Raw genomic sequence first — 23,990 nt, 5'->3', positions numbered from 1 at the left:
CGTCCAATCAAATCCGACCCGAATCCCGAAGCGGACGGGCAAAGCCCGTCCCCTGCTCCTGGCCGACGGGCCGGCGCCGCCAGGCCAACAAAAAACCCCGGGCCGAAGCCCGGGGTTTTCGATGCCGCTTGAATTAAGCGAGCGATCAGTACTTCGCGATGACCGGGCCACCGAACTTGTAGTTCAGACGGCCGAGGACCATGTCGGTGTCGCCACCGGTGTGGAAGCCGGTCACGGCAACACCAGCCGGGGTCACGAAGGTCGCGCCATGGGTATCTTCGAAGATGTGGTTGTACTCGACGCCGAGCGACCAGCCCTGCGAGAAGGCGAATTCGAGGCCAACGCCCACCGTCGGGCTCCAACGGGTGTCGAAGCCGGTCTCGGACGCCAGATTGCCGGCCGCGTTGAGGAACTGGAAGTTGCGATCGGTGACCGCAGCACCGCCCTTGGCGTACAACAGGACGTTGTTCCAGGCGTAGCCGATCTGACCGGTGAACAGGCCGAACGCATCGGTCTTCGAGCGAACGATGCCGCCCGGGACGACCAGGTTGCCGGTGCTGCCGGAGAAGTCAGCCCAGTTGCCCTGAGCTTCCAGACCGAACACCCAGCCGCCGGCCTGCCAGCGATAGCCGATCTGGCCACCGACGGTGCCGCCGTTGGCGTCGAAGCTTCCGACGCCGCCGAAGCCGTCGACCGAACGGTTGTCGTGGCTCTGGCCCCAACCACCGTTGATACCAATGTAGAAGCCAGTCCAATCATAAACAGCGGCAACCATGGGCGGCGGAGCCTTGGTGTAAGGGCGAGCCGCGAGGTCAGCCGCGGAAGCAGCAGTCGCGCTGAGCGCGAGCATGCTGGCGGTGACAAGCAAAATCTTTTTCATTTTCCCGTTCCAACTTTTTCTACAGGCCCCCAAGGCCGCGAGACACCGTCATAGCAGCCCCCGGCGGAATTGCTGTAACTTCGCGGCAACAGGCAGGGCCAAACGACTTCCCTCAAATTTGAAGTTAATACTGTATTACGGGCACTTCCTGGAACTTTTGCCACATAGTTGCCGCACAATCTTCACAATTCGGATCTGCGTGCGCAGCTGCGCGCAAGATCGTTGACCGGAACCGGCTTGTCCGATTTGGATCGTCGCCAAGGTCGAATCTTCGCAGCAAAAGGAATGCACATGCGGACGAATGATTCTTGCTGCTGCGGCGTCTGTGGTCGCATTTGCGACGCTGGGGACTGCGCCGCACACGCCGTCGGCGTGCGTTACCCGTTCTGCATTCAAGGCGACCGCTATCCCGGCCTGAGCAACTGCTCCTATCCGTCGTATGAGGCGTGCCTGGCCACCGCTTCGGGCATCGGGCAGAACTGCATCGCCAACCCCTATTATGCCGGCGACAACGACCCGCGCTCGTATCTTCACGTGTCCCCGCGGGACCGCCGTGAGGGCAATTTCTTCGACCTGTTCATCCACTGATACGCTCGGTCCGGCAACCCCGGCGCGGGAATGTGAGTTGATCCGGCGCTGCGCACAGGTGCCTATTCGCGCGCGCTCGGCATCAGCATTGCCGGCGCCGACGAGGAGATTTCTGATGCGCAGTCTGATTCTGGCACTCTTGCCGACACTCCTGGCCTTGGCAGCCGCGCCGGCCAGCGCCCAGAAATACGATTCGACCTCGCCGGTCTGCAAAACCAACTACCGATGGGGCGGTGAGGATACCGACTGCGGCTACACGTCGATCGCGCAGTGCCAGGCTTCGGCGTCCGGCCTCGCGGCGATCTGCATCAACAACCCCTATTATGCCGGGCCGCCGATCGACAGGCAGCCGAGAGCATCCGGCAGACGGCCTCGCCCCGCTTATTGAGAGCCAGAAGCATTTCGTTCCGACCGAAGCGACACGGAAAAAGGCTCCGGATTCTCTCGTCTTAGCGCGGCTTCTTCACGCGCACCGCTAGCCAGTTCACGCGACGGCGCACTATTCGAGCTCGACAACCTGTCCGTTCGACAGCGACACCCGGCGATCCATTCGCGCGGCGAGATCCAGATTGTGAGTCGCGATCAGCATCGCGACCCGGGTCGCCTTCACGAGTTGCATCAGCGCGTTGAAGACGTGGTCGGCCGTGCCGGGATCGAGATTGCCGGTCGGCTCGTCCGCGAACAGTACCCGGGGCGCGTTGGCAACCGCGCGCGCGATCGCGACACGCTGCTGCTCGCCGCCCGAGAGCTCGGTTGGGCGATGGGTGATGCGATCGCCGAGCCCCAGATAGGAGAGAATCTCGGTCGACCGTTTCACGGTTTCGGAGCGTTTGAGGCCGCGAATCATCTGCGGCAGCATGACGTTCTCGAGCGCCGAGAACTCCGGCAGCAGCCGGTGCGATTGATAGACGAAGCCGATATCGGAACGGCGAATCTGGGTGCGGTCGACGTCGGACATCTGCGAGGTCGGCGTGCCCGCGACATAGACTTCGCCGTCATCGGGGGTCTCCAGCAGGCCCGCGATGTGCAGCAATGTCGACTTGCCGGATCCCGACGGCGCCACCAGCGCCACCGATTGACCGGGCCACAGCGCGAGATTGGCGCCGTTCAGGACGGTCAGCGTCGCTTCGCCCTGCCGGTATTCCCGCTTGATGTCATGAAGATAGACGACCGGTGTGTCTTCCGCCCCCTCCGCCATGTGCGCTCCTTATTCGTACCGGAGCGCGTCGACCGGATCGAGGCGCGCGGCGCGCCACGACGGGTAGAGCGTCGCAAGGAAGGACAGCGTCAGCGCCATGATCACGACGGCGAGCGTCTCGCCAAAATCGATTTCAGCAGGCAGCTTCGACAGGAAATACAGCGTGGGATCGAACAGTTCCGTGTTGGTGAGCCACGACAGGAATTGCCTGATGGTTTCGATGTTGAAACAGATCAGCAAGCCGACCAGCAGACCGACCAGCGTGCCGACGACGCCGATCGACGCGCCGGTGATCAGGAATATCCGCATGATCGAACCCTGCGAGGCGCCCATGGTACGCAGGATCGCGATGTCCTGGCCCTTGTCCTTCACCAGCATGATCAATCCCGAGACGATGTTGAGCGCCGCGACCAGCACGATCATGGTCAGGATCAGGAACATCACGTTGCGTTCGACCTGAAGCGCGTTGAAGAAGGTCGAATTGCGCTGCCGCCAGTCGACCAGGAACACCGGCCGGCCGGCCGCCTCGGTCACCAGCTTGCGATAGGTTTCGATCTTGTCCGGATTGGTGGTGAACACCTCGATCGAGGACACGTCGTTGTTGCGGTTGAAATAGGCCTGCGCCTCGGTCAGCGGCATGAACACGAAGGTCGAATCATATTCCGACATGCCGATCTCGAACACCGCAGTGATCTTGTAGGGCTTGATGCGCGGCGTGGTGCCCATCGGCGTCACCGCGCCCTTCGGCGAGACCAGCGTGATCATGTCGCCGGCATGCAGCGAAAGCTGGTCGGCGAGGCGGCGACCGATCGCGACGCCCTGCCCCTCATCAAAGCCCTCGAGCGAGCCTTGTTTGATGTTCTTGGCGATCGAGGTGAGGTTGTTGAGATCGTCGGCGCGGATGCCGCGGATGAAGACGCCGGCGGCGTTGAACGGCGATGAGCCGAGCCCCTGCCCGTCGACCACCGGCGCGGCGAGGCGGATGCCCTGCACCTGGCTGATGCGGTCGGCGACATCCTTCCAGTCGGTCAGCGGCGATTCCAGCGGCTGCACCAGAATATGTCCGTTGAGGCCGAGGATCTTGTCCAGCAACTCCTTGCGGAAGCCGTTCATGACCGCCATCACCACGATCAGCGTGGCGACGCCGAGCATGATGCCGAGGAACGAAAAGCCGGCGATGACCGAAATGAAGCCTTCCTTGCGGCGCGCGCGCAGATAGCGTCCGGACAGCAGCCATTCGAATGGCGCAAAGGGCGGGGTACGGACTGGCTCGCTCATGGTCTCATCCATCTGCCGATAATCCCATGATTCGGGCCAAATGTGGCCGGATTACCCCGCCGATCAGCGCGGCGTGAATAAACTTTAACCCGCGAGCTTCGCGACCACGTCGGCGGGGCTCATGTTGTCTCGTGAGCCGTCGCTGCGACGCTTCACTTCGACCTTGCCGTCCGCAAGCCCCTTGGGTCCGACCAGAATCTGCCACGGGATGCCGATCAGATCGGCCGCGGCGAACTTGGCGCCGGCACGCTGGTCGGTGTCGTCGTAGAGCACGTCGACGCCCTTCGCCGAGAGCTCGCGATAAAGCTGCTCGCAGGCGCCATCGACCGCGGCATCGCCCTGCTTGAGATTGAGGATCGCGGCGCGGAACGGCGCGACGGCCTCGGGCCATTTGATGCCGGCGTCATCATGACACGCTTCGATGATCGCACCGACCAGACGCGACACGCCGACGCCGTAGGAGCCGCCATGGATCGGCACGTCGACGCCGTCGGGACCGGCCACCATCGCCTTCATGGTCTCGGAATATTTGGTGCCGAAATAGAAGATCTGGCCGACCTCGATGCCGCGCGTGTTCAGCCGCTTTGCCTCAGGCACTTCCTGTTCGAAGCGCGCAGCCTCGTGGACGTCCTCGGTCGCGGCGTAGACCGAAGTCCACTGCTTGATGATCGGCGTTAGATCACTGTCATAATCGACGTCCGCGCCCGGCACCGGCAGGTCCAGCACATCGCGGTTGATGTAGACGCCGGACTCGCCGGTCTCTGCGAGCACGATGAATTCGTGGCTGAGGTCGCCGCCGATCGGGCCGGTCTCGGCCCGCATCGGGATCGCCTTGAGGCCCATCCGCGCAAAGGTGCGCAAATAGGCAACGAACATCTTGTTGTAGGAGCGCCGCGCGCCGGCCTCGTCGAGGTCGAACGAATAGGCGTCCTTCATCAGGAACTCGCGGCCGCGCATCACGCCGAAGCGCGGACGCTGCTCGTCGCGGAATTTCCACTGGATGTGGTAGAGGTTGAGCGGCAGGTTCTTGTAGGACTTGATGTAGGAGCGGAAAATCTCCGTGATCATTTCCTCGTTGGTCGGCCCGTACAACAGCTCGCGCTTGTGACGATCGAGGATGCGCAGCATCTCCGGGCCGTAGGCGTCGTAGCGGCCGCTTTCGCGCCAGAGATCGGCGAGCTGCAGCGTCGGCATCAAGAGCTCGAGCGCGCCGGCGCGGTCCTGTTCCTCGCGAACGATCTGCTCGATCTTCTTCAGCACCCGGAAGCCGAGCGGCAGCCAGGCATAAATGCCGGCAGCCTCCTGCCGCATCATGCCCGCGCGCAGCATCAGCCGATGCGAGACGATCTCCGCCTCTTTCGGGTTTTCTTTCAGGATGGGCAGGAAAAACCGCGACAATCGCATGGCGTTACTCGGGAATCAGGAAAGCGTGGGAAGAGCTGCAGTGAAACCGGATCGGCTGTGAAAACACAAGGCCGCCAAATAAGAAAAACCCTTCAAATCAGGCGATTTTCGGCCATTTGAACGAATTGCGTGCCATCGAAGTGCCGAGCGCGCCGACCGCGGCTTTACCTGACCTCGAAATCGTCTTCCAGTGTCACTTTCTTGAAATCGGTCACCAGGGCGTCGATCTGCATGTGCCAGCGGCCCGGCACCGGCAGCGGCACCTTGCGCACGTGCCAATAGCCATCGGCACCGCGCGCCGCGGCGCGTTCCATCGGTTCGATGCCGCGCTCGGGCAGGCTCAGCGTCAGCGTCGCTTCCTTGGCCGCGAACGGACTGGCATCGCCGTTCATCAGCTGCAGCACGAAGTTGTTCGGCCCGACCTTGCCCGGCGCGATTAGCACCTGGAACATCGCGGCATCAGTGTGAATGTGGACCGCGAGCGGAACATCGGCCGACATCGCCAGCACGCGCGGCGGCGGCGTGAAGCGCCAGAGTGCGACGAGGCCCAGAATGGCGATCATCAGCACGAATTCGAGCCCGATCGAGCGCTGCAGCGGCCGTGTCCGATGAAACTCGCGCGCGATGGCCGGCGTGAACACCAACCGGTTCAGCGCAGCGAGCCCGAGCAGCAGCACCACCAGCACCAGTTTCGCGACCAGGATGTTGCCGTACCCGGTGTCGATCAGCGCGTGAAAGCTTTCGAGCTGGACGATGGCGAGCGCCAGGCCCGACAAGGCGATCAATGCGACGACCGGCACCGCGAGCGTCGAAAAATGCCGCAGCACCCGCAGCAGCGAATCCTTGCGCTGCCAGGCAAGCACTGCCAGCGGCGCCAGCGCGCCCATCCAGAACGCCAGGCCAATGCCGTGGATGAACAGCGCGGTCCGCGTCAGCCATTGCGGCGAGGCGGTGGCGGCATGGCCGCTGACCGCAAACGACAGCCCGACACAGATCATTGCGATTGCAGTGCGGGTAAAGGCTGCACCGAACGACGGGCTGCGCCAGGCAATCGCCGCGATCAGCATCGCGGCCATCGCGAGCAGCAGCGCTGGGAACAGGCTGGTGCCGGCGGCGCTGGCCCACGCCGCCCACGTCACGATGCCCGAGAGCGGCAGGTTCAAGAGGTCGACGCCCTGCAGTCCAAGCGACGCGATCGCGCCGACAAGGCCGATCTTCAGCGACCACATGATCAACCGTTCGCCGGCCGGGCCCTGCCCGATCCAGGCGGCAAAGAACACGCCGCCGACGCCGACAAACAAGCCCAGATAGAGCCCGAGCCGCGCGAGCCAGATCAGTGCATGGAGCACGCCGTCGCTTGACGGCGCCGCCGAGCCGGTGACGACGCCGATCGAGAACAGCAACGAGCCGGCGACCGGATGGCCATCCTGCGACACCACGCGATAGCTGACCACCTGCGTGCCCTGCGGCAGGCCCGCCGGCAGCGTCACCACCACCGACTGGTCGACGGCGCGGATCGCGACGTCGCGCGGCTTGCCCGCAGCGTCGAGTAGGCTGACCGCCGTCGGCGCCACCGCTTCGTTGAAGCGGAGCACCACCGTCCTGGGTGCTTCAGCCATCACACTGCCGTCGGCCGGTTCTGCGCCGATCAGGACGGCATGCGCATGGGCCGAGGTCGCAAGACACAGCGCCACGAGCAGCGTTGCGAGGTTTGCGACCAGCCGCATCGCTTACGACTTCGGCAGCAGCTTGACGCCGGGAGCCGGTGTCTTGCTGCCATGGTCGTGCCGGCCGCCCTGCCCGTCGGCTGGGGTATCGATCCAGCGGCTGACGCCCTGCTCGCACTCCTGCACGACCGGAAAGTACAACGTGGTGTTGGGCTTCAAGGTATCGGTGACAAACGTCTGCATCACGAACTCGTCGTAGTTCTGATCCGCAAGCTTGCCACCGCTCCAGGCGACTTCCTTGACGCCCTCGGAAAGCTTGGCGCCGTGATAGTCGTATTGCGCGGCGTATTTGCCGGTGACCGTATCGAGAGTCCAACCCGCCTTCGGCATTGGCTTAACTCCGATCACACCCTCCGGAATCTGCACCCGGATCTTGATTGTCGCCGAGCCCGCGCAGCCATGCGGCACGGCGAACACCGCCTTGTAGTACGATCCGACCACCGCCTGCTTTCCTTCGAGCGTGATATGCGCGATCGCCGGCTGCGCTGCGAGCAGCGCCGCCGTGGCAATGAGGAGCGTCTGTGATCGCATGGCTGCCTCACATCTTTTTCATGTCCATGTGACCGGAATGACCGCCGCCCGGCCCCTGCGCGCCGACGGCCTGCACGTCCAGCGAGACCGAGACCTTGCCGGCCTTTTCGAACTCGAGCGTGACCGGCACCTTGTCGCCCTGCTTCAGCGGATTCTTCAGATCGAACATCATCAGGTGATAGCCGCCCGGCGCGAGCTTCACGGTCTTGCCGGGCTCGATGGTGAGGCCCTTGTCGAGCGCACGCATCTTCATCACGCCATTGTCCATCGACATCTCGTGGACTTCGATCTTGCCGGCAACATCGCCGGTGCCTGACACCAGCCGGTCGGGCGTCGTCCCCTTGTTCTCGATCGTCAGGTAGCCGCCGCCGATCTTGGCACCGTTCGGCGTTGCGCGCGTCCAGGCCTGCGTGATCACGAGATCGCCGGCCTTGACGTCCTCCGCGCGCGCGGACGTCGAGACGAGTGCAGCGGTCAGCGCTGCGAGGGCAAGGATGCGGGAGAGCGTCTTCATGGCGACGGATTTCCTTTCAAGTTGAAATTCAAGTGTCATCGGGTTGCTGCCGACTGGGCGCTGGACCATTTGTTCAGATCGGCGATTTCGGCCGACCCTTCGATCGTCGTGATCGTTCCATCCCGGGAAATCAGCATGGTTCGCGGGATATCGCCTTGCCAGGCCGGATCGATCTCAAATCTCAACCGCTCGGCAAAGCCGTCGTCGAAGATCCAGTTTTCGGCCGCGCCGAGGCCGGCGCGATCCAGCATCGATCGCGTCGCTTCCGGAAGGTTGGGAACCAGATCCGCGCTGATCGTGATGATATCGATTCCGGGATGATCCTTCATGAACTGGCCAAGCTCCGGCAGCTCGACCTTGCATGGTCCGCAGGTCACTCCCCAGAAATGCACCAGGGTCGGACGACCGGCATGCGCATGCAGCAGCTTCTGCCAGCTGCCGCGTTCGAACGGCTTTGGCGCGCCCTCTCCCGCCGCCAATGCGGACGGCAGCGTTGCGAGCAGGACCAGCGCCGCGAGCAGATAACGCTTCATGGTTCGCCCTCGATCGCTTGAAAATGGTAGCCGTCGGCCTTCGTCATCCACGACAGATAGGTCTGCCGGCTGTCCGAGACGAGCAGCGGATGGTCGGAACTGTCGGCGGTATCCGCGATCACCCTTGGCTTCGACCATGTCGCTCCATCGTCGTGCGATGTCATGAGATCGATTGTCGTCTTCTGCCCGTCGAATTCCTTCCAGGCCATGACAAGCCCCTGCGGCCCCGCGATAATCTGCGGCCGTGACGGGCTGCGGTTCGGCTGACCGACCGGAAGCGGATCGGAGAAGGTTTTGCCGCCGTCGCTCGAGCGCGCATAGAACAATCCCTTGCGCGCCTTGCCGTTGGTGTACCACGTCACATGGTAGGTTCCTTCGCGCGATATCGTCAGGCTCGGACCGTGATGCGGACAGGCCGCGATCTGCCAGTCGTCGTGGCTCACCCGATCGATCTCGCCGGGCGTAGCCAGGTCGGAGAACGTCACGATCGCATGGTCGCGCACGCCACCCTCAAAGATGTTCCGGAACACGACCACCGGACGGCCCGCGCCATCGAATGCCAGCGCAAGGCGGCAGCACTCGCAGGTGTTGTCGGCGACGAGCCGCGCGTCGGAATAGGTTGCTCCGCCATCTCCGGATGACGCGAAAAACAATCCGGCACCATCATATTTCTGGCCGCGCTGCTGCGCCGGCACGCGGTTACGCTTGTCGAGCCACGCGGCAAACACCGCCCCCGCAGGATCGAAGCCAATCGCCTCGAAACGTTGGCTCTCATTGCTCGCGGTGATCGGCTTCGGCGCTTCGAAGCTGCGCCCGCCATCGGTCGATCGCGTGGTCAGCACCTGACCGTTGAAATTCTGATCGCGGAAGATCGAGAAGGCCACAGCGATGTTGCCCTTGGCATCGATCGCAAGCTTCGGCCGCGCATCCGGTCCCCAATCGAGATTGAGCCGCTCCCGGCTGACCTGCACCGGTGTGGAAAAGCTCTTGCCCTGGTCTTTTGAGCTCGCGACGGAGATCTGACCTCCGGCCATCCACGCCAGCCACAATGTCCCATCCCGCCCAAAGGCGGGCGTGACCTTGGTCGCGCAGCGCAGGGCCGTCTCTTCGCAGGCCGCTTCGGAGGCGTGCTGATGGCTCATCTGTGCGACGGCAAGGCTCGGCAAGGCCGCGAGCATGAGCGATGCAAGCAGCGTCAGGGCGACCGGTTTGCGATAGGTCATCGATGCGCTCCTCATTTGAACGCAATCTTCATGCCCGCCACGAAGGCGCGCGGCGATCCGGCATAGATCGAGTTGGTCGAGTTCGCCAGTACGCTCGCGGGATTTTGAATGCCTGCCGCGGTCACCGAATTTGAGATGTTGTTCGCCGACGCCACGTAGGTCCGGTCGAAGACGTTCCTCACCTCGATGTAGAGGTTCAGCGCCTTGAAGTAATCGGAGACGAGATCGGTCTTGTAGTGCAGGTTGAGATTGACCAGCTCATAGCCCGGCGCCTTCAAGAGGTTGGCGTTATCCATGTAGAAGCTGTCCTTCCACTGCACTTCGACGAACCCGCCAAGTCCCTGAAACTGACCCGACAGCTGGTCGTAGCCCAACCGCGCCGTGAGCTCGTTCGGTGAAATGCCGGGAATCTTGTTGCCGGCGCGATTGAAGCTGAACACCGCGCCGTTCGTGATGTTCTCGACGTATTCCGTGTAGACCTCGTCGAGATAAGTGTAGGCCGCCGAGAACCGCCAGCCCGGCAGGAATTTCCAGTCGGCGGCCAGCTCGACGCCGCGATGCTCCGATCGCGGCGCGTTGAACGTGTAGGAGATGCCCGCAAGCGGCGTGGCCTGAGAAACGAGCTCGTCCTTGAAGAACTCGTAGAAGCCGGTGACGCTGAGCTTGAGCGCGTTGTTCGGTGTCCAGTCGGCACCGACATCGTAACCGAGATTCTTTTGCGTCTGCAGCTGGGTGTTGTTGCCCGAGGCGCCACTCGGCAGGACGAACAGATTGCCGACCTGCGGCGTGCCGTATCCGGTTGCCACCCGCCCGCGGACTTGCCACTCGCTGCTCAGCCGGTACAGCAATGCGAGCTCGGGCGCGGTATTCTGGAATTGCCGGTCCGCCGTCGTGATCGCCGTGGTCCTGGTCCCGGCCGCGCCGGCATAGCCATAGGCGGTGTTCCGCCCGGTGAGGCTGGTGGTCTCCCAGCCAATGCCGGCAACGGCGGTCAGCGCAGGTGTGAGCTTCAGTTCCTCGCGTGCGCGAACACCGTAATTTGTCGTCGTGCTGAACAAATTGCTCGACAGGCTTCCGAGCGTCGCATTTCCGCCCGGCATCACATTGCGCGTATCGCTCGAGGCGGTGAGCCTATTGTAGAAGCCGCCGAAATAGGTGGTCGAATCCAGTCCGAACACATCGCCGCGTCTGACGACGTCGCTCATGTAGTTGTAGGACGGGAAGTCGCCGATCGCGCTCGTCGATCCCGTCGGCTGGTTGATGTTGCGGTCGTCGAACACGAACTGGTTGCGCCAGGTGGTCTGGTTGTCGAAGTCGTGCTCCCAGCGGCCGCCGACGATGGTACGGCGGTCGTCGCGCCCAAGGCCCGCCTGAAGCGCGGTCTCCCTGTCGGTCCCGGCCGCCGCGTTGAACCCATTGTTGAACAGCGTCACGGTGGCGCATCCCGGCGCGGCCGTCGCGCCGGTCGTGCAACCCAGCTGGAACGGGTTCTGGTAGAACTGGTTGAGCGAGGAGCGGATCGGCAGGCGCGTCGTCAGGTCATTATTGATCAGCTTCACCGTGAAGCGGTCGTCCGGCGTGACCTGCAGCGTGCCGAGGAAATTGACGGTCTGGGTGTTGAACCAGCTGTTGCCGATGTAGCCGTCGCCGCGCGCGTCGCTCGCGAACAGCGAGCCCTCGAAATTGCCGACCTTCTTGCCCGCCGCGAGATAGTTGTTGAGGTAACCGAAGCTGCCGCCGTCGACGCCATACTCGACGCCGTCGATCGTGCCGCCCGGCCGGGTCCTGAAATTCAGCGCGCCGCCGGTCGCATAATTGCCGTAGAGCGCCGATGACGGCCCGCGGACCACGTCGATGGCGCCATAGGCATGCGGATCGATCAGGTCGCTGCGCGACAGGCCGTCCGGCTGGGTCACCGGGAAACCGTCGTCGAAGATGACGAGGTTGCGGATGCCGAAGCCGTTCCGCGCATTCGACCCGCGGATCGAGATACCGAAATCACGCGGGCCGTTGCCCTGCTTGATCGAGATGCCCGGACTGTCCCGCAGCACATCGGCGACGGAGAACGCCGGTCGGTTGTCGAACTGGCTGCGGTCGATGGTCGTCTGCGTCTGGCCTGTCGGCGCCCGGTTCAAACCGTCGCGGGTCGCGGCAAGCGTCTCCCCCGGCCTCGCGACGCCCGCTGGGGCCGCCGTCACGGCCGGCGCTGTCGCCGGCTTCGGTGGCCGCCGCACGGACGCCGCACGAGCCCGCGGCTTCGGCGCCGCCGGCTTGGCGCGCACCGCCGTCCGGGGCGCCTCGACGGTGACGGAGGGTAGCTCTGTGCTGGGCGCCTGGGCTTCGGCAGCGGACGGCAATGCGCAAAGCGTCGCGCCCAGCGCGAGCATGCTTGCCGCCTCCAGCGGGTGATAGCGAAACATGGATGAATCCTGACACCGGCACTTCGGCCGGCTTGCTCAAGGGCACTTGCCGGCGCGGGACGCACCGGCAGCGACAAGGTCGTCAGGAAAACAGCGGCGGGGCGCGGGCTTGCGCCGAGAGGCCGGCGCGCGAACGATCGAGCTCGGAGGCGAAATCAAGCCAGGCGATCCGGCTCGGCAGGCGTTCGACGGCCTGAGCGGTAACTTGCGGGCTATCAACGGGCGCACCGGTCTGCAGCACGCTGCACGCTGAGCAGCAGCCGTCATGGGCGTCGTGACCGGTCTGGTCGCCCTGCCCGGCTCCCGAGCCGGCATCGCCGTGGCAGATGGTGGCGGCCGCGAGCGGATCGGACGCGGCAAGGCTCGCCGCCCAGCAGGCCCCGATCGGTGCAAGAATCTGCACCAGAAGGGCAACCAGGACGATGGGCAGAAAATTCTTCAGCCGCCGGCGCATCGCAAAACCATCCGGGACGGAACTAACCACCATGCACGCCGGAAGTCGAGATCGCCGACGCGTCCGGTTTCGTCCAGCCGACGGAAATAACCGAGCGTGGCACTTGCGTCACGGCAACTCCGAAATCAGTCGTATCCCCTTACCCTGCCACGTGTTTTGCATCTCCGGTTACAACCGCCAGTGGCGCCATCCCAATCATTTCGCAAATTGCTCGAAAATTGAACAATCGTTGCCGAAAATGATGACAAGCCTGGAAAGATAGTCTACCAATTCGGGCTCAGGCCAGCCGCGAGGTGTGTCCTGGTGGTCCAAGTCTCGGGAGGAGCCCGACGCGCACAAGCAGCGTCACCCCATCAATCAAGATCAAATCGAATTTTTGGGGCAAATAGGGTCGACACAATTTTTGGAGCAGGGCTTTGAGCCCTGCTCTTTTTTTATGTGATGATCGCAATCCGCTATGACTCCATCATCGAATCCGATCGAACGCAGCTTTGAACTCGCAGCCGCGGCTTGCGATGATCTGACACCGTCAGTCTATCGCCGCCTGTTTCGCGAACATCCCGAGACGCAGGCGATGTTTCGCACCGAAGGCAGCGAGCCGGTGAAAGGCTCGATGCTGGCGCTGACGATCGAAGCCATCCTCGATTTCGCGGAGGAGCGCCGCGGACATTTTCGCCTGATCGAATCGGAAGTGTTCTCACACGACGCCTACGGAACGCCGCGCGAACTGTTCGTCGCGTTCTTCGCCGTGATTGCCGACAGCTTGCGTGAAATTCTCGGCGAGCAGTGGACTGCGGAGATCGATGCTGCGTGGCACAAGCTGCTCGGCGACATCGAAGCCATCGTGCTGCAGCAGAGAAACATCTCGTGGACGAGAGGCCGTAGCATCACCGTTCCGATTGTGACACACTCGCTTTATCCGCGGCGCGTGCAATTGACGCCGACGGTCAGAAAAACGAAGAGGGAGCAAGCAATGCCAGGGACCGACAAGGGGATGGACAAGGCGTCGACGACGCGGCGCGACCTTCTGCAGATGGCGGCGGCAGGTGGAGCTGCGGCCGGCCTGCTCGGCGGAATGGGCATGACGACGTCGGCGCTCGCCGCCGAAATGGGACGCTCGGAAAAGCCGCTGAAGGCGGCATTCTCCAACGCCGGACTGCAGGCGACATGGTGTGCGCAAGGCAAGCAGGCCGCCGAGTTCTGGGGCAAGCTGTTCAACGTCGAGGTGACCTGGTTCGACGGCCAGCTCGATGCCGTCAAGCAGCGCGCCGCGATCGACAACATGGCGTCGCAGAAATGGGATTTCGTCGCGATCCAGGCGTTCGGCATCGGCACGCTGACCCAGCCGGTGCAGAAGATGATCGACGCCGGGACCCCCGTGATCGACATGGACACGCTTATTGCTCCTCTCGATCAAATTAACGTCCACTCGTTCCTCGCACCTGACAACGAGTTCATGGGCGCCTCCGTAACGCAGGCGCTGTGCAACGCGATCGGCGGCAAGGGCAAGGTCATCATGACCCAGGGCGCGCTCGGCCATACCGGCGCGCAGGGCCGCGCCAAGGGCTTCAACTCGGTCATCAAGCAGTTCCCGAACATCGAGGTGCTGGATACCCAGCCCGCCGACTGGGACGTCTCGAAGACCGCCCGGCTCTGGGAAACCTATCTGACCAAATACTCGCAGATCGACGCCGCCTTCTTCCACAATGACGACATGGCGCTCGCCGCCTACAACATCATGAAGGCGCGCAACCGTACCAACATCCTGATCGGCGGTGTCGACGCCATGCCGCCGGCGATTCAGGCGGTCAGCGAAGGCCGCATGTTCGCGACCGTCCGCAATCCGTCCTGCCGCATCCATGGCGGCGCGATCGTCGCGGGCGTCGCCGCCGTGGTCGGCGGCGAGAAGAGCGGCCAGGGCATTCCGAAGAACGTCGTGACCGATGGTCCCGTCGTGACCAAGGCCAACGCCGCCGGCATGCAATGGATGGAGGATCATTTCCTGATCTGAGCGGGCCTCATGACGCAGGGACGCTCGGCGATCCTCGAGTTGCACCAGATCACGAAGGCCTTCGGCGGTGTCGAAGCCCTTCGTGGGGTCGACTTCGCGCTGCACGCCGGCGAGATCCACGGTCTCGTCGGCGAGAACGGCGCCGGAAAAAGCACGCTGATGAAGATCATCGCCGGCGTGCATCCGGAGTTCTCCGGCCGCTTCATGCTGGACGGCAAGGAAACCCGCTTCCGCTCCACCCGCGACGCGCACGCCGCCGGCATCGGCATGGTGCATCAGGAGCTCAGCGTCGCGCCTGATCTCACGGTCGCCGAGAACGTGTTCCTCGGCAACCAGCCGACCAACCGCCTCGGCTTCGTGCAGTGGCGGCGGATGGCGCGCGAGGCCGGCGAGCAGCTGGCACGGTTTGGCATCGACGTCGATCCGATGACGCGGCTCGGCGATTTGCCGATCGGCCTGCAGCAGCTGATCGAGATCGCCCGCGTGCTGTTTTCCGGCGCACGCATCATCATCCTGGACGAGCCGACCTCCGCCCTCTCTCCGCCCGAGGTCGAACGCCTGTTTGCGACGCTGCACAGGCTGCGCGACGAAGGCACCAGCATCGTCTTCATCTCGCACTTCATCGAGGACATTTTGCGGGTCTCCGATGTGGTGACGGTGTTCCGCAACGGGCGGAAGATCGCGGAGACCGCGTCCGCGGACACCACCAAGGGCGCCCTGATCGAGGCCATGATCGGCCGCGGCGGCGAGGCGCTGGAGCACAGCTACACCGATGACCTGATGCTCCCGCAACCGGGCGGAGGCGCGGCGGTGCTGAAGGTCGATCAGCTCTCGCTGCGCCGCAGCCTGCAGGACGTCTCGTTCGAGGCCCGCTCCGGCGAAGTGCTCGGCATCTACGGCTTCATGGGCTGCGGGCAGCTGGAGCTGTCGCGGATCCTGTTCGGCAAGCTGCGACCCGACGGCGGAACGCTTGCGGTCGACGGCGCAGCGAAGACGTTTCGCAGCACCGCGGCGGCGCGACGGGCCGGCGTCGCCCTGGTGCCGGAAAGCCGGCGCGCCATGCTGTTCCACCAGGAACCGGTCTACAAGAACATCTCGATCAGCATCCTCGAACGGATCTCGGCGCTGCTGCTCAAGCCGGTGCGCGAGCGTGCGATCGCCCAGCGCCAGGTCGAGCAACTGCAGATCCGGCCGCCGGTGGTCGGCCTCGATCTCGGCATGCTATCCGGCGGCAATCAGCAGAAGGTGGCGCTGGCGAAATGGCTCGCCTATCCGCCGCGCGTGCTGGTGCTGTGCGAGCCGACCCGCGGCATGGATGTCGGCGCCAAGAACGACGTGATCAACATCGTGCGCGATCTCCGCGCCAAGGGGCTGGCGATCATCGTGCTGTCGACCGAGCCGGAGACGGTGCTGTCGCTGGCCGACCGGATCCTGGTGCTGAAGCGCGGCGCGGTGGTGCGCGAATTCGCGGGCGAAGCGGTCAGCAAGGACCGGCTGCTGGAGGCGGCCTAGAGCATGATCCGGAAAAGTGCGAAGCGGTTTTCCGATGAGATCATGCTCAAACGAACAGAGAAAGCGCGATGACGACCTCATCGCGCTTGATGGAGAGCCATGATGGCAAGCAGTGACGGCGCGACGGCGCGAGAGGATCACCAGCGGTCGCGCGGGCTGGCGCCCTTCCTGCGCTCGCAGATGCGCAACATCGCGCCGTTCCTGACGCTGATCTTCCTCAGCGCCTTCTTCGCGATCGCGAGCCCGTCGTTTGCCACCATCGACAATGTCGGCAACATCCTCACGCAAGTGTCGGTCACCGGCATCATCGCCGTCGGCCTCACCTTCGTGATCCTGTGCGCCGAGATCGACCTGTCGATCGCCAGCATCGCCAACGTCACCGGCATTGCGGTGGCGTACTTCACGCTGCAGGAATCCTACGTCAACATCGCCAATGTCCCGATGCCGGGTTTTGCTGCGATCCTGCTGGCGCTGGCGCTGTGCGCGCTGCTCGGCCTCGTCAATGCGCTGGGGCTGACCATGATCGGCATCCCCTCCTTCATCATGACGCTCGCCATGATGCAGATCGCGGCCGGCGTCTCGGCACTGCTGGTGCGCGGCCAGATCGCCTACAAGGTGCCGGACCTGATCACGACGCTCGGCTCGGGATCGATCGGCGGCATCCCCTGGATCGTGATCGTCGCGGCAGTGATGCTGCTCGGCGGCCATCTGGTGCTGACCTACACGCGCTTCGGCCGCTACGTCTATATGGTCGGCGGCAACCGCGAGGCCGCGGAATTCGCCGGGCTGAACGTCAAGCTCATCCTCGGCAGCGTGATGGTGATCTCGGCGGTGTGCTCGGGGATCGGCGGCATGCTCGGCGTCGCCCATTTCGGCAGCGCCCAGCAGAACGAGTTCGATACCTATCTGCTGGATTCGATCGCGGCCGTGGTGGTCGGCGGCACCAGCCTGTTCGGCGGCCGCGGCGGCATCGGCAACACCATCGTCGGCCTGTTCGTGCTCGGCGTTCTCAACAACGGCCTCGACCACGTCAATATCGACAGCTTCCTGAAGATCCTGATCCGCGGGTTGATCCTGCTCGCGGCGCTGATCATCAACGTGTACGCGCAGCGGCTGCGGGAACAGGCGGCGGATTAAGGATGAAGGAGCTGAGCACACAGCTCTCTCCATTCGTCGTCCCTGCGAAAGCAGGGGACCCATACGCCGCGGCGGGTATTGTTGAAGGAACTCGTCATTCCAGCGTCGCTCAACAATGATCGTTGGTGGTTATGGGTCCCGGCCTTCGCCGGGACGACGCCGAGTGTGTATCGCTCGTGAGTCAAACATCCGCATTCTCGCGACATGATTTGTCCGAGCTTGCTGTTCGTTCCGCCCTCGCGTTTGAAGAGGGCGCAGGGAAAGCCGCGCTGCGTAGGACGAGTAGAGCGAAGCGAAACCCATCAACTCTTATCGCGGTCAGAATGATGGGTACCGCTTCGCTCCACCCATCCTACGCTTCCCGGCTACCTCGCAAAACCGGGCTGCCAGTGGCGCAGCTCGCGGGCGGCGTAGGTGACCGCGCCGATCGTCGTGTAGGACGGCGCCTCCAGCATCATATTGCGGGCGAGCTTGAGGGCCCGCGCCTCGCAGATCGCGCGCTGCTTCTCGTCGGCGATCCACTCGAAGTCGATGTTGTGCGCGAGACCAAGGATGCGCCGGATGGTCTTGGCCGCGGCGAAGCCGACGGTGTCCTCGAACAGCCGCGCCATGTACGCCTGCCGTTCTGCCTCCAACCGCGCGGCACCTGCCTCGCCGGTAAACAGCGACACCGGATAGCCGTCGCCGTTCGCCTCGCTGCGCCACAGCGCCAAGAACTTTCGGGAAAACTCGCTCCAGACGCCCTCCATGGTCGCGAGTAGCCAGGCCTCGAACGAGGCGCGCTCGCCCGGCGTGCGCTCGTGACCGGCGGAGGCCAGATAGGCCATCAGGAGGTTGCCGATGACGGCGCCGATGTCGAAGCCCATCGGGCCGTAGAAGGCGAACTCGGGATCGATTACCCTGGTCTCGCTGTCTGTAACCATGATCGAGCCGGTATGCAGATCGCCGTGCAGCAGCGCCTGCGGGCTCGCCATGAATTTCAGCTTCAGCCTGGAGATCGCGACATGCAGGTCGAGGTCCTCGCGGAACGCCGCCGCCATGGCGTCGAGATACGGCGCGGTCCAGCGGTTCTGCTCGGCGATGCGGTAGGGATCGGTGAAGATCAGGTCTTCTGTGATCTTGCAGAGCGCGTGGTTGCCGGCGAAATCGGCGATGCCCTGCTTCTTCTCCGCGGCCGACAACGCAAGGTCGGACGTGAAGAACAGCGTTTGCGCCAGGAAGGTTGAGATATCCTCGACAAAGCGCGGGTACCACGTGGCCTCGATCAGGCCCTTGCGCATGATGATGTGCGGCTCGAGCAGCTCCATCGCGGTGAGCGCGAGCGGCGCATCATGATGCAGCACCGCCGGCACGAGCATCGGCGCCAGCCGCGCCTGATGCACCAGCGCCATGTGCTCGTAATGCGCCCGCGACAGCGGCAGCGGCCAGCTCTCGCCGACGAGGCGCACATACGGCAGCGCCTGCTTGACCGCGAGGCCGCCGCTTCCGCCCTTGACGATGAAGACGAGATTGAGATTGCCGTCGCCGACCTCGCTGATCGACCAGTCCGCCGGCGCGCCGCCGAGCTGCGCGACGATGGCGGGCAGTCCCGCGAGATAAGCCCGCAGATCGGCTTCCCGCAGGATTCGATATGCGCTCGGCCCGGAGCCCGGCTGGGACTGCAGGTTCATCGTGGTCGCCTCCTCCGCATTGCCAGGGCGAGGTTGATCCCCACTCCATTGGCATCAGTTTCTAAGACAGCATCCTCATCGGTTCGTAGCCCGGGTGAGCGAAGCGATACCCGGGAAAGTGATCCCGCATGTCGCTTCGCTCATGCGGGCTACTTCTGATCCCACGAAAACTGCGTATCAGAACGGCATCCCCATCAGCTTCGACAGCCGCTCGATCGAGAGATAGCCGGAATGATAGGCCCACATCGCGATCGCGAAGATCACGGCGGAAATCAGTGTGGTCCACAGCAGCTTGCGGCCCATCCGCGCCAGGATCGGCGCGCCGGGGTCGGTGCCGGGCGCGCCGACATTGTCCTCGTGCTGGCTGCGCACGCCGAACGGCAGCGTCAGGAACAGCACGAGCCACCAAAGCACGAAGTAGATCGCAAGTCCGGTGGAGATTTGGTAAGCCATGCGGCCTCAGGCCTGTTCGATCTCGACCAGGGCGCCGGAAAAGTCCTTCGGGTGGAAGAACAGCACCGGCTTGCCATGCGCGCCGATCTTCGGCTGGCCGTCGCCCAGCACCCGCGCACCCTCGGCGATCATGCGGTCACGGGCCGCGATGATGTCGGGCACGTCGTAGCAGACATGGTGGATGCCGCCGTCGGCATTGCGCTCGACGAATTTCGCGATCGGCGAGGTCTCGCCCAGCGGCTCGATGAACTCGATCTTGGTGTTCGGCAGCGTCACGAACACGGTGATCACGCCGTGTTCCGGCAGCGGCACCGCATCGGAAATCTCGGCATTGAAGGCAGTGCCGTAGATCTTCGCGGCCTGCTTGGCGTCCTTGACCGCGATCGCGACGTGATTGAGCCGGCCCAGCATCTCTCTCTCCCTTTAGTTGAGCATGATCTTTTCGGAAAATCGCTTCGCACTCTTCCGGATCATGCTTAGGCTCAAACCGTCAGAACGTGCACGACGCAGATCGGCTTCTTGCCCCATTGCTCGTTCAGCGCCGCCCGCACCGCGCGCCGCACCGATTCCCCCAGCGCGTCCGGATCGCGCCGCCGCGGCTTCGGCAGGCCCTCGATCGTCGATACCACCACATCGAACACGATGTCGTCGAGCAGTTCGCCCGCCGCATTGTTCTCCGGCATGCCGACCAGATCAACCTCGGGATCGTCGACGAGCTCGCCCTGCTCGGTCATGGCGATGGCGACGAAGGCGCAGCCGGCAAAGCCCATCCGCCGCCGCTCCACCACAGCGCGCGACTTGGCGTCCTCCAGGATGGTTCCGTCCTTGTAGAGCCGCCCCGCCGGCACCTCGCCGATGATGCCGGGCTCGCCGGGCCCGAGCTTGACGAGGTCGCCGTTGCGGCAGGTCAGGACCTTGGGCACGCCGGCGGCGCGCGCCAGCTTGGCGTGTTCGGCGAGATGCAGCGCCTCGCCATGGACGGGGATCAGCAGTTGCGGCCGCACCCAGGAGATCATGTCGCGCAGCTCGTCGCGGCGCGGGTGGCCGGAGACGTGCACCAGATGCTCGCGGTCGGTGATGATCTCGACGCCCTGCATGACGAGGTTGTTGATGATCGAGCCGACCGCCTTCTCGTTGCCGGGAATGGTGCGGGAGGAGAAGATCACGGTGTCGCCCTTGTTCAGGGTGACCTGCGGATGGTCGTCATTGGCGATCCGCGCCAGCGCCGCACGCGGCTCGCCCTGGCTGCCGGTGCACAGCGCCAGCACCTTGTCGGCCGGGAAATGGCCGTAATAGTCGGCGCTGCGGAATTTATGCGAGCCATCGAGATAGCCGCATTCGCGCGCCACCTGCACCACGCGCTCCATGGCACGGCCGACCACGACGACCTCGCGGTCGGCGGCGTTGGCGGCGTCCGCCACCGCCCGCACCCGGGCGACATTGGAGGCGAAGGTCGTGACCGCGACCCGGCCCTTGGCCGCCTTGACCAGCTTCTTGATTGTGGCGGCGACCTCGGTCTCCGACGGCGAGCGCCCGTCGCGCACCGCATTGGTGGAATCGCCGACCAGCGCCAGCACGCCTTCATCGCCGAGCTCGCGCAGCCGCCGCTCGTCGGTCGGCTGGCCGATGATCGGGGTCGGATCGATCTTCCAGTCGCCGGTATGCAGCACGGTGCCGAGATCGGTCTTGATCGCCAGCGCGTGCGATTCCGGAATCGAATGCGCGACCGGGATGAACTCGACATTGAACGGACCGATATCGACTCGCCCGCCCGACGGGATCACCGTGACCGGGATTTTTGGCGGGTTGCGCTCGGCGGCGCATTTGGCCTCGAACAGCGCCGCGCTGAATTGCGTCGCGTAGATCTTGCAGCCGAGCTTCGGCCAGAGATCGATGATGGCGCCGAAATGATCCTCATGGGCGTGCGTCAGCACGAGGCCCACCAGATTGTTGCGCTCCTTCTCGAGGAAGCGGACGTCGGGCATGATCAGGTCGATGCCCGGCAGATGCTCCTCGTCGCCGAAGGAGACGCCGAGATCGACCGCGAGGAAGGACCGCTGGTGGCGGTTGCCGAGGCCGTAGATCGACAGGTTCATGCCGATCTCGCCGACGCCGCCGAGCGGCGCAAAGCTGAGCTCGTCGGGACGCGCCATCAGTTCGCCCTCACCGAGGCTGCGGTGCCGAAATAGACCTCGCCCGCCGTCACGGACAGGCGCTCGCCATCAGCGGTGCGGACGATCAGGCAGCCGGTATCATCGATGGTGTCGAACGTGCCCTCAAGGGTCGCCGAGCCGGTCTGGACCGCGACCTTCTCGCCGAGCCCGGCCGCGCGCTCCAGCCACAGCCTGCGGATCTCGGGGAAGCCGCGGCCGTCGTCCCAGATGCCGCGAAACTCGACCCAGGCGTCCGACAGCGCGGCAAACAGCTCCTCCGCCCCGATCTGGATGCCGAGCGCCGCGAGCGATACGGCCGGCGTCGGCGTCCCCTCTGGTGCTGCGACGACATTGGTGCCGATGCCGACGACGACCGCCAGCCGGCTCCCGATGGCTTCGGCCTCAAGCAGGATGCCCGAGAGCTTCCTGCCGTTGGCCAGCACGTCGTTCGGCCATTTCAGGGCGAACTTCGGGCTGTCCGGCCCGAGCCGCAGCGCCGCCTCGATGCTGACCTTCCGCAGCGCGGCTTCGAGCGACAGCCCGGCGGCAAAGCCGAGCGTGGCGGCGACCGCCGGCTGGACGTCCGTCACCTCGAGGATCGTGCTGGCGAGATTGCCGCGCGGCGCGACCCAGACCCGCTGCCGCCGCCCGCGGCCAGCGGTCTGTTCCGGCGTCACGAACCACATCGGCCCCTGCTCGCCGTCGCGGGCGCGCAGCATCGCCTCGGCATTGGTCGAGCCGATCTGATCGAAGGCGGCGAGCCGGTAGCCCGCCGCTATGGCCCGGGGCCCGAGCGTGAAGGTCATGTCAGCGTTATGCGCATGATTGGTTCCGAAAGCCAGCATCCCGATTTCGGAACTGCACGCTTCAAAATAGTGATTTGGCCGCCGCCGTGGCCACGCTCACCAGCGGGCCCGGATAGGCGAAGTAGAAGATGTTGAAGATGCCGGCGACCGCCAGCACTGTGCGCAGCTCGACGCGGACCGGGTCGAGCTTGCCGAGCGGCTGGTCGAAATACATCACCTTGACGATCGACAGATAGTAGAACGCACCCACCACGCTGGTCAGCACGCCGATCACGGCGAGCGTGAACAGATTGGCCTTGATCGCGGCGACGAACACGTACCACTTGCCGAAGAACCCGGCGAGCGGCGGCACGCCGGCCAGCGAGAACAGCAGCATCGCGAAGATGAAGGCGAGCAACGGGTTGGTGCGGGACAGCCCGGCGAAATCGCTGATCTGCTCCAGCGCCTGGCCGTTGCGCTTCATCGCCAGGATGATGCTGAAGGAACCGAGCGTCATCGCGACATAGATCGTGATGTAGATCAGGACGCCCTGGGCGCCCTCGACCGTGCCGGAGGCGAGGCCGACCAGCGCAAAGCCCATATGGCCGATCGAGGAATAGGCCATCAGCCGCTTGATGTTGGTCTGGCCGATCGCCGCGAATGAGCCCAGCGCCATCGAGGCGATCGCCACGAACACCAGGATCTGCTGCCACTGGGTGACGATGCCCGGGAACGCGGTCAGCGTCGCGCGGGTGAACACCGCGAGGGCCGCGACCTTCGGGGCGGACGCGAAGAACGCCGTCACCGGCGTCGGCGCACCCTCATAGACGTCCGGCGTCCACATGTGGAACGGCACTGCCGAGACCTTGAAGCAAAGGCCGGCGAGCAGGAACACCAGGCCGAACACGATGCCGATGCTGCCGGTCGTCGCGGCGGCCGCGATGCCGGCGAAGCTGACCGTGCCGGTGAAGCCGTAGATCAGCGAGGCGCCGTAGAGCAGCATGCCCGACGACAGCGCGCCGAGCACGAAATACTTCAGGCCCGCCTCGCTCGACTTGGCGTTGTCGCGCTGGCTGGCGGCGACGACGTAGAGCGCAAGGCTCATCAGCTCGAGGCCGAGATAGAGCGAGATCAGGTCGCCGGCCGAGATCAGCACCATCATGCCGAGCGTCGACAGCAGCACCAGGATCGAGAACTCGAAGTTGCGGCTCGACGGCTGTGACAGGTACTCGGTCGACAGGATCAGGGTTGCCGCCGAGGCGATCAGCGCGAGGACCTTCAGGAAGCGCGCGAAATCATCGACGATGAAGCTGCCGCCGAAGGTCACGAGCTTGCCGGCCGGCAACCAGAGCTCCAGCACGCCGGTCAGCACCAGGAGACAGATCGCCAGCGCCGTGACGAGCCGCGTCGTCCCCTGCCCGCGATAGGCTCCGATCATCAACAGCACCATGGCGCCGACCGCGAGCACCAGCTCCGGCAGCACCGGCTGCAACTGATAACCTGCACTGGAAAAGCTCAT

Annotated in this window: 22 protein-coding genes and 1 pseudogene; 6 read left to right on the top strand and 17 right to left on the bottom strand. The window is 64.4% G+C overall.

The window, feature by feature from the left end; translation table 11 throughout:
• Positions 1–145 precede the first annotated feature (145 nt).
• Positions 146–880 carry an outer membrane protein gene (locus tag ACVIYL_RS31300; RefSeq protein ID WP_028333998.1) on the bottom strand — a complete coding sequence of 245 codons (735 nt, stop codon included), beginning with the start codon at positions 878–880 and terminating at the stop codon, positions 146–148.
• A gap of 237 nt (positions 881–1,117) precedes the next feature.
• Here ACVIYL_RS31300 and ACVIYL_RS31295 point away from each other — a divergent pair, with 237 nt between their 5' ends.
• Both ACVIYL_RS31295 and ACVIYL_RS31290 read left to right on the top strand, forming a co-directional pair.
• Positions 1,118–1,468, top strand: a complete 351-nt coding sequence (locus tag ACVIYL_RS31295) for a DUF3551 domain-containing protein (RefSeq protein WP_253608471.1) — start codon at positions 1,118–1,120, stop codon at positions 1,466–1,468.
• 115 nt (positions 1,469–1,583) lie between these two features.
• Positions 1,584–1,856 carry a DUF3551 domain-containing protein gene (locus ACVIYL_RS31290; RefSeq protein WP_057016489.1) on the top strand — a complete coding sequence of 91 codons (273 nt, stop codon included), beginning with the start codon at positions 1,584–1,586 and terminating at the stop codon, positions 1,854–1,856.
• 111 nt (positions 1,857–1,967) lie between these two features.
• Here the strand turns inward: ACVIYL_RS31290 and ACVIYL_RS31285 are convergent, their stop codons facing one another.
• The 10 genes from ACVIYL_RS31285 to ACVIYL_RS31240 form a co-directional block, all read right to left on the bottom strand.
• Positions 1,968–2,666 carry an ABC transporter ATP-binding protein gene (locus ACVIYL_RS31285; RefSeq protein WP_253608470.1) on the bottom strand — a complete coding sequence of 233 codons (699 nt, stop codon included), beginning with the start codon at positions 2,664–2,666 and terminating at the stop codon, positions 1,968–1,970.
• Between the two features lie 9 nt (positions 2,667–2,675).
• A complete protein-coding gene (locus ACVIYL_RS31280) occupies positions 2,676–3,956 on the bottom strand; it encodes a lipoprotein-releasing ABC transporter permease subunit (RefSeq protein ID WP_028339647.1) in 1,281 nt (426 codons plus the stop codon).
• Between the two features lie 72 nt (positions 3,957–4,028).
• Positions 4,029–5,348 (bottom strand): proline--tRNA ligase, encoded by a 1,320-nt coding sequence (gene proS, locus ACVIYL_RS31275; RefSeq protein ID WP_225159004.1) that lies wholly within the window; start codon positions 5,346–5,348, stop codon positions 4,029–4,031.
• A gap of 164 nt (positions 5,349–5,512) precedes the next feature.
• Entirely contained in the window at positions 5,513–7,075 is a 1,563-nt protein-coding gene (locus tag ACVIYL_RS31270) for a copper resistance CopC/CopD family protein (RefSeq protein ID WP_253608469.1), read from the bottom strand.
• A 3-nt stretch (positions 7,076–7,078) separates the two neighbouring features.
• Complete coding sequence (locus tag ACVIYL_RS31265) at positions 7,079–7,606, bottom strand: YcnI family copper-binding membrane protein (RefSeq protein ID WP_253608468.1); 528 nt, start codon at positions 7,604–7,606, stop codon at positions 7,079–7,081.
• 7 nt (positions 7,607–7,613) lie between these two features.
• Positions 7,614–8,120 carry a copper chaperone PCu(A)C gene (locus ACVIYL_RS31260; RefSeq protein WP_253608467.1) on the bottom strand — a complete coding sequence of 169 codons (507 nt, stop codon included), beginning with the start codon at positions 8,118–8,120 and terminating at the stop codon, positions 7,614–7,616.
• 35 nt (positions 8,121–8,155) lie between these two features.
• Entirely contained in the window at positions 8,156–8,653 is a 498-nt protein-coding gene (locus ACVIYL_RS31255) for a TlpA family protein disulfide reductase (protein ID WP_456780448.1), read from the bottom strand.
• A complete protein-coding gene (locus ACVIYL_RS31250) occupies positions 8,650–9,876 on the bottom strand; it encodes a sialidase family protein (protein ID WP_253608466.1) in 1,227 nt (408 codons plus the stop codon). Before ACVIYL_RS31250 ends, ACVIYL_RS31255 begins: the two co-directional genes overlap by 4 nt.
• 11 nt (positions 9,877–9,887) lie before the next feature.
• Positions 9,888–12,296, bottom strand: coding sequence for a TonB-dependent receptor family protein (locus tag ACVIYL_RS31245; RefSeq protein WP_253608465.1), 2,409 nt, complete (start codon positions 12,294–12,296; stop codon positions 9,888–9,890).
• A gap of 82 nt (positions 12,297–12,378) precedes the next feature.
• Positions 12,379–12,750 (bottom strand): DUF2946 domain-containing protein, encoded by a 372-nt coding sequence (locus ACVIYL_RS31240; protein WP_253608464.1) that lies wholly within the window; start codon positions 12,748–12,750, stop codon positions 12,379–12,381.
• Positions 12,751–13,207: 457 nt separating this feature from the next.
• On the opposite strand from ACVIYL_RS31240, the pseudogene ACVIYL_RS31235 reads away from it, so the two are divergent.
• The 4 genes and pseudogenes from ACVIYL_RS31235 (at position 13,208) to ACVIYL_RS31220 (ending at position 17,410) form a co-directional block, all read left to right on the top strand.
• Positions 13,208–13,635 (top strand): annotated as a pseudogene (locus ACVIYL_RS31235) (globin).
• A gap of 88 nt (positions 13,636–13,723) precedes the next feature.
• A complete protein-coding gene (locus ACVIYL_RS31230; RefSeq protein WP_253590132.1) occupies positions 13,724–14,761 on the top strand; it encodes a sugar ABC transporter substrate-binding protein in 1,038 nt (345 codons plus the stop codon).
• Positions 14,762–14,770: 9 nt separating this feature from the next.
• Positions 14,771–16,273 carry a sugar ABC transporter ATP-binding protein gene (locus tag ACVIYL_RS31225; RefSeq protein WP_253608462.1) on the top strand — a complete coding sequence of 501 codons (1,503 nt, stop codon included), beginning with the start codon at positions 14,771–14,773 and terminating at the stop codon, positions 16,271–16,273.
• A 102-nt stretch (positions 16,274–16,375) separates the two neighbouring features.
• Entirely contained in the window at positions 16,376–17,410 is a 1,035-nt protein-coding gene (locus ACVIYL_RS31220) for an ABC transporter permease (protein WP_253610005.1), read from the top strand.
• A gap of 365 nt (positions 17,411–17,775) precedes the next feature.
• Here ACVIYL_RS31220 and mtnK read toward each other — a convergent pair whose 3' ends face one another.
• The 6 genes from mtnK to nuoN form a co-directional block, all read right to left on the bottom strand.
• The gene (gene mtnK / locus ACVIYL_RS31215) at positions 17,776–19,080 is read right to left on the bottom strand and encodes an S-methyl-5-thioribose kinase (protein WP_253608461.1); all 1,305 of its coding nucleotides are present in this window, start codon (positions 19,078–19,080) and stop codon (positions 17,776–17,778) included.
• A gap of 177 nt (positions 19,081–19,257) precedes the next feature.
• Positions 19,258–19,533: a DUF1467 family protein gene (locus ACVIYL_RS31210; protein WP_057016477.1), complete on the bottom strand. Its 276-nt coding sequence runs from the start codon at positions 19,531–19,533 to the stop codon at positions 19,258–19,260.
• Positions 19,534–19,539: 6 nt separating this feature from the next.
• On the bottom strand, positions 19,540–19,944 hold the full coding sequence (gene mce, locus ACVIYL_RS31205; RefSeq protein ID WP_057016476.1) for a methylmalonyl-CoA epimerase: 405 nt from the start codon (positions 19,942–19,944) through the stop codon (positions 19,540–19,542).
• Between the two features lie 71 nt (positions 19,945–20,015).
• A complete protein-coding gene (locus ACVIYL_RS31200; RefSeq protein ID WP_253608460.1) occupies positions 20,016–21,686 on the bottom strand; it encodes a ribonuclease J in 1,671 nt (556 codons plus the stop codon).
• Positions 21,686–22,492: a biotin--[acetyl-CoA-carboxylase] ligase gene (locus tag ACVIYL_RS31195; protein WP_456781906.1), complete on the bottom strand. Its 807-nt coding sequence runs from the start codon at positions 22,490–22,492 to the stop codon at positions 21,686–21,688. The genes ACVIYL_RS31200 and ACVIYL_RS31195 overlap by 1 nt, the downstream gene beginning before the upstream one ends.
• A gap of 61 nt (positions 22,493–22,553) precedes the next feature.
• Positions 22,554–23,990 (bottom strand): NADH-quinone oxidoreductase subunit NuoN, encoded by a 1,437-nt coding sequence (gene nuoN / locus ACVIYL_RS31190; RefSeq protein ID WP_057016475.1) that lies wholly within the window; start codon positions 23,988–23,990, stop codon positions 22,554–22,556.

It is taken from the genome of Bradyrhizobium sp. USDA 3315 (genome assembly GCF_054056795.1).
The sequence above is the reverse complement of the archived record's forward strand: the minus strand, read 5'-3'. Positions and strand labels throughout refer to the sequence as shown.

What these genes read in the sequence shown, in the direction of transcription:
- ACVIYL_RS31300 (WP_028333998.1), bottom strand. Translation starts at nt 880, where the DNA reads ATGAAAAAGATTTTGCTTGTCACCGCCAGCATGCTCGCGCTCAGCGCG.
- ACVIYL_RS31290 (WP_057016489.1), top strand. Translation starts at nt 1,584, where the DNA reads ATGCGCAGTCTGATTCTGGCACTCTTGCCGACACTCCTGGCCTTGGCA.
- ACVIYL_RS31285 (WP_253608470.1), bottom strand. Translation starts at nt 2,666, where the DNA reads ATGGCGGAGGGGGCGGAAGACACACCGGTCGTCTATCTTCATGACATC.
- ACVIYL_RS31280 (WP_028339647.1), bottom strand. Translation starts at nt 3,956, where the DNA reads ATGGATGAGACCATGAGCGAGCCAGTCCGTACCCCGCCCTTTGCGCCA.
- proS (WP_225159004.1), bottom strand. Translation starts at nt 5,348, where the DNA reads ATGCGATTGTCGCGGTTTTTCCTGCCCATCCTGAAAGAAAACCCGAAA.
- ACVIYL_RS31270 (WP_253608469.1), bottom strand. Translation starts at nt 7,075, where the DNA reads ATGCGGCTGGTCGCAAACCTCGCAACGCTGCTCGTGGCGCTGTGTCTT.
- ACVIYL_RS31265 (WP_253608468.1), bottom strand. Translation starts at nt 7,606, where the DNA reads ATGCGATCACAGACGCTCCTCATTGCCACGGCGGCGCTGCTCGCAGCG.
- ACVIYL_RS31260 (WP_253608467.1), bottom strand. Translation starts at nt 8,120, where the DNA reads ATGAAGACGCTCTCCCGCATCCTTGCCCTCGCAGCGCTGACCGCTGCA.
- ACVIYL_RS31255 (WP_456780448.1), bottom strand. Translation starts at nt 8,653, where the DNA reads ATGAAGCGTTATCTGCTCGCGGCGCTGGTCCTGCTCGCAACGCTGCCG.
- ACVIYL_RS31250 (WP_253608466.1), bottom strand. Translation starts at nt 9,876, where the DNA reads ATGACCTATCGCAAACCGGTCGCCCTGACGCTGCTTGCATCGCTCATG.
- ACVIYL_RS31245 (WP_253608465.1), bottom strand. Translation starts at nt 12,296, where the DNA reads ATGTTTCGCTATCACCCGCTGGAGGCGGCAAGCATGCTCGCGCTGGGC.
- ACVIYL_RS31240 (WP_253608464.1), bottom strand. Translation starts at nt 12,750, where the DNA reads ATGCGCCGGCGGCTGAAGAATTTTCTGCCCATCGTCCTGGTTGCCCTT.
- ACVIYL_RS31230 (WP_253590132.1), top strand. Translation starts at nt 13,724, where the DNA reads ATGCCAGGGACCGACAAGGGGATGGACAAGGCGTCGACGACGCGGCGC.
- ACVIYL_RS31225 (WP_253608462.1), top strand. Translation starts at nt 14,771, where the DNA reads ATGACGCAGGGACGCTCGGCGATCCTCGAGTTGCACCAGATCACGAAG.
- ACVIYL_RS31220 (WP_253610005.1), top strand. Translation starts at nt 16,376, where the DNA reads ATGGCAAGCAGTGACGGCGCGACGGCGCGAGAGGATCACCAGCGGTCG.
- mtnK (WP_253608461.1), bottom strand. Translation starts at nt 19,080, where the DNA reads ATGAACCTGCAGTCCCAGCCGGGCTCCGGGCCGAGCGCATATCGAATC.
- ACVIYL_RS31210 (WP_057016477.1), bottom strand. Translation starts at nt 19,533, where the DNA reads ATGGCTTACCAAATCTCCACCGGACTTGCGATCTACTTCGTGCTTTGG.
- mce (WP_057016476.1), bottom strand. Translation starts at nt 19,944, where the DNA reads ATGCTGGGCCGGCTCAATCACGTCGCGATCGCGGTCAAGGACGCCAAG.
- ACVIYL_RS31200 (WP_253608460.1), bottom strand. Translation starts at nt 21,686, where the DNA reads ATGGCGCGTCCCGACGAGCTCAGCTTTGCGCCGCTCGGCGGCGTCGGC.
- ACVIYL_RS31195 (WP_456781906.1), bottom strand. Translation starts at nt 22,492, where the DNA reads ATGACCTTCACGCTCGGGCCCCGGGCCATAGCGGCGGGCTACCGGCTC.
- nuoN (WP_057016475.1), bottom strand. Translation starts at nt 23,990, where the DNA reads ATGAGCTTTTCCAGTGCAGGTTATCAGTTGCAGCCGGTGCTGCCGGAG.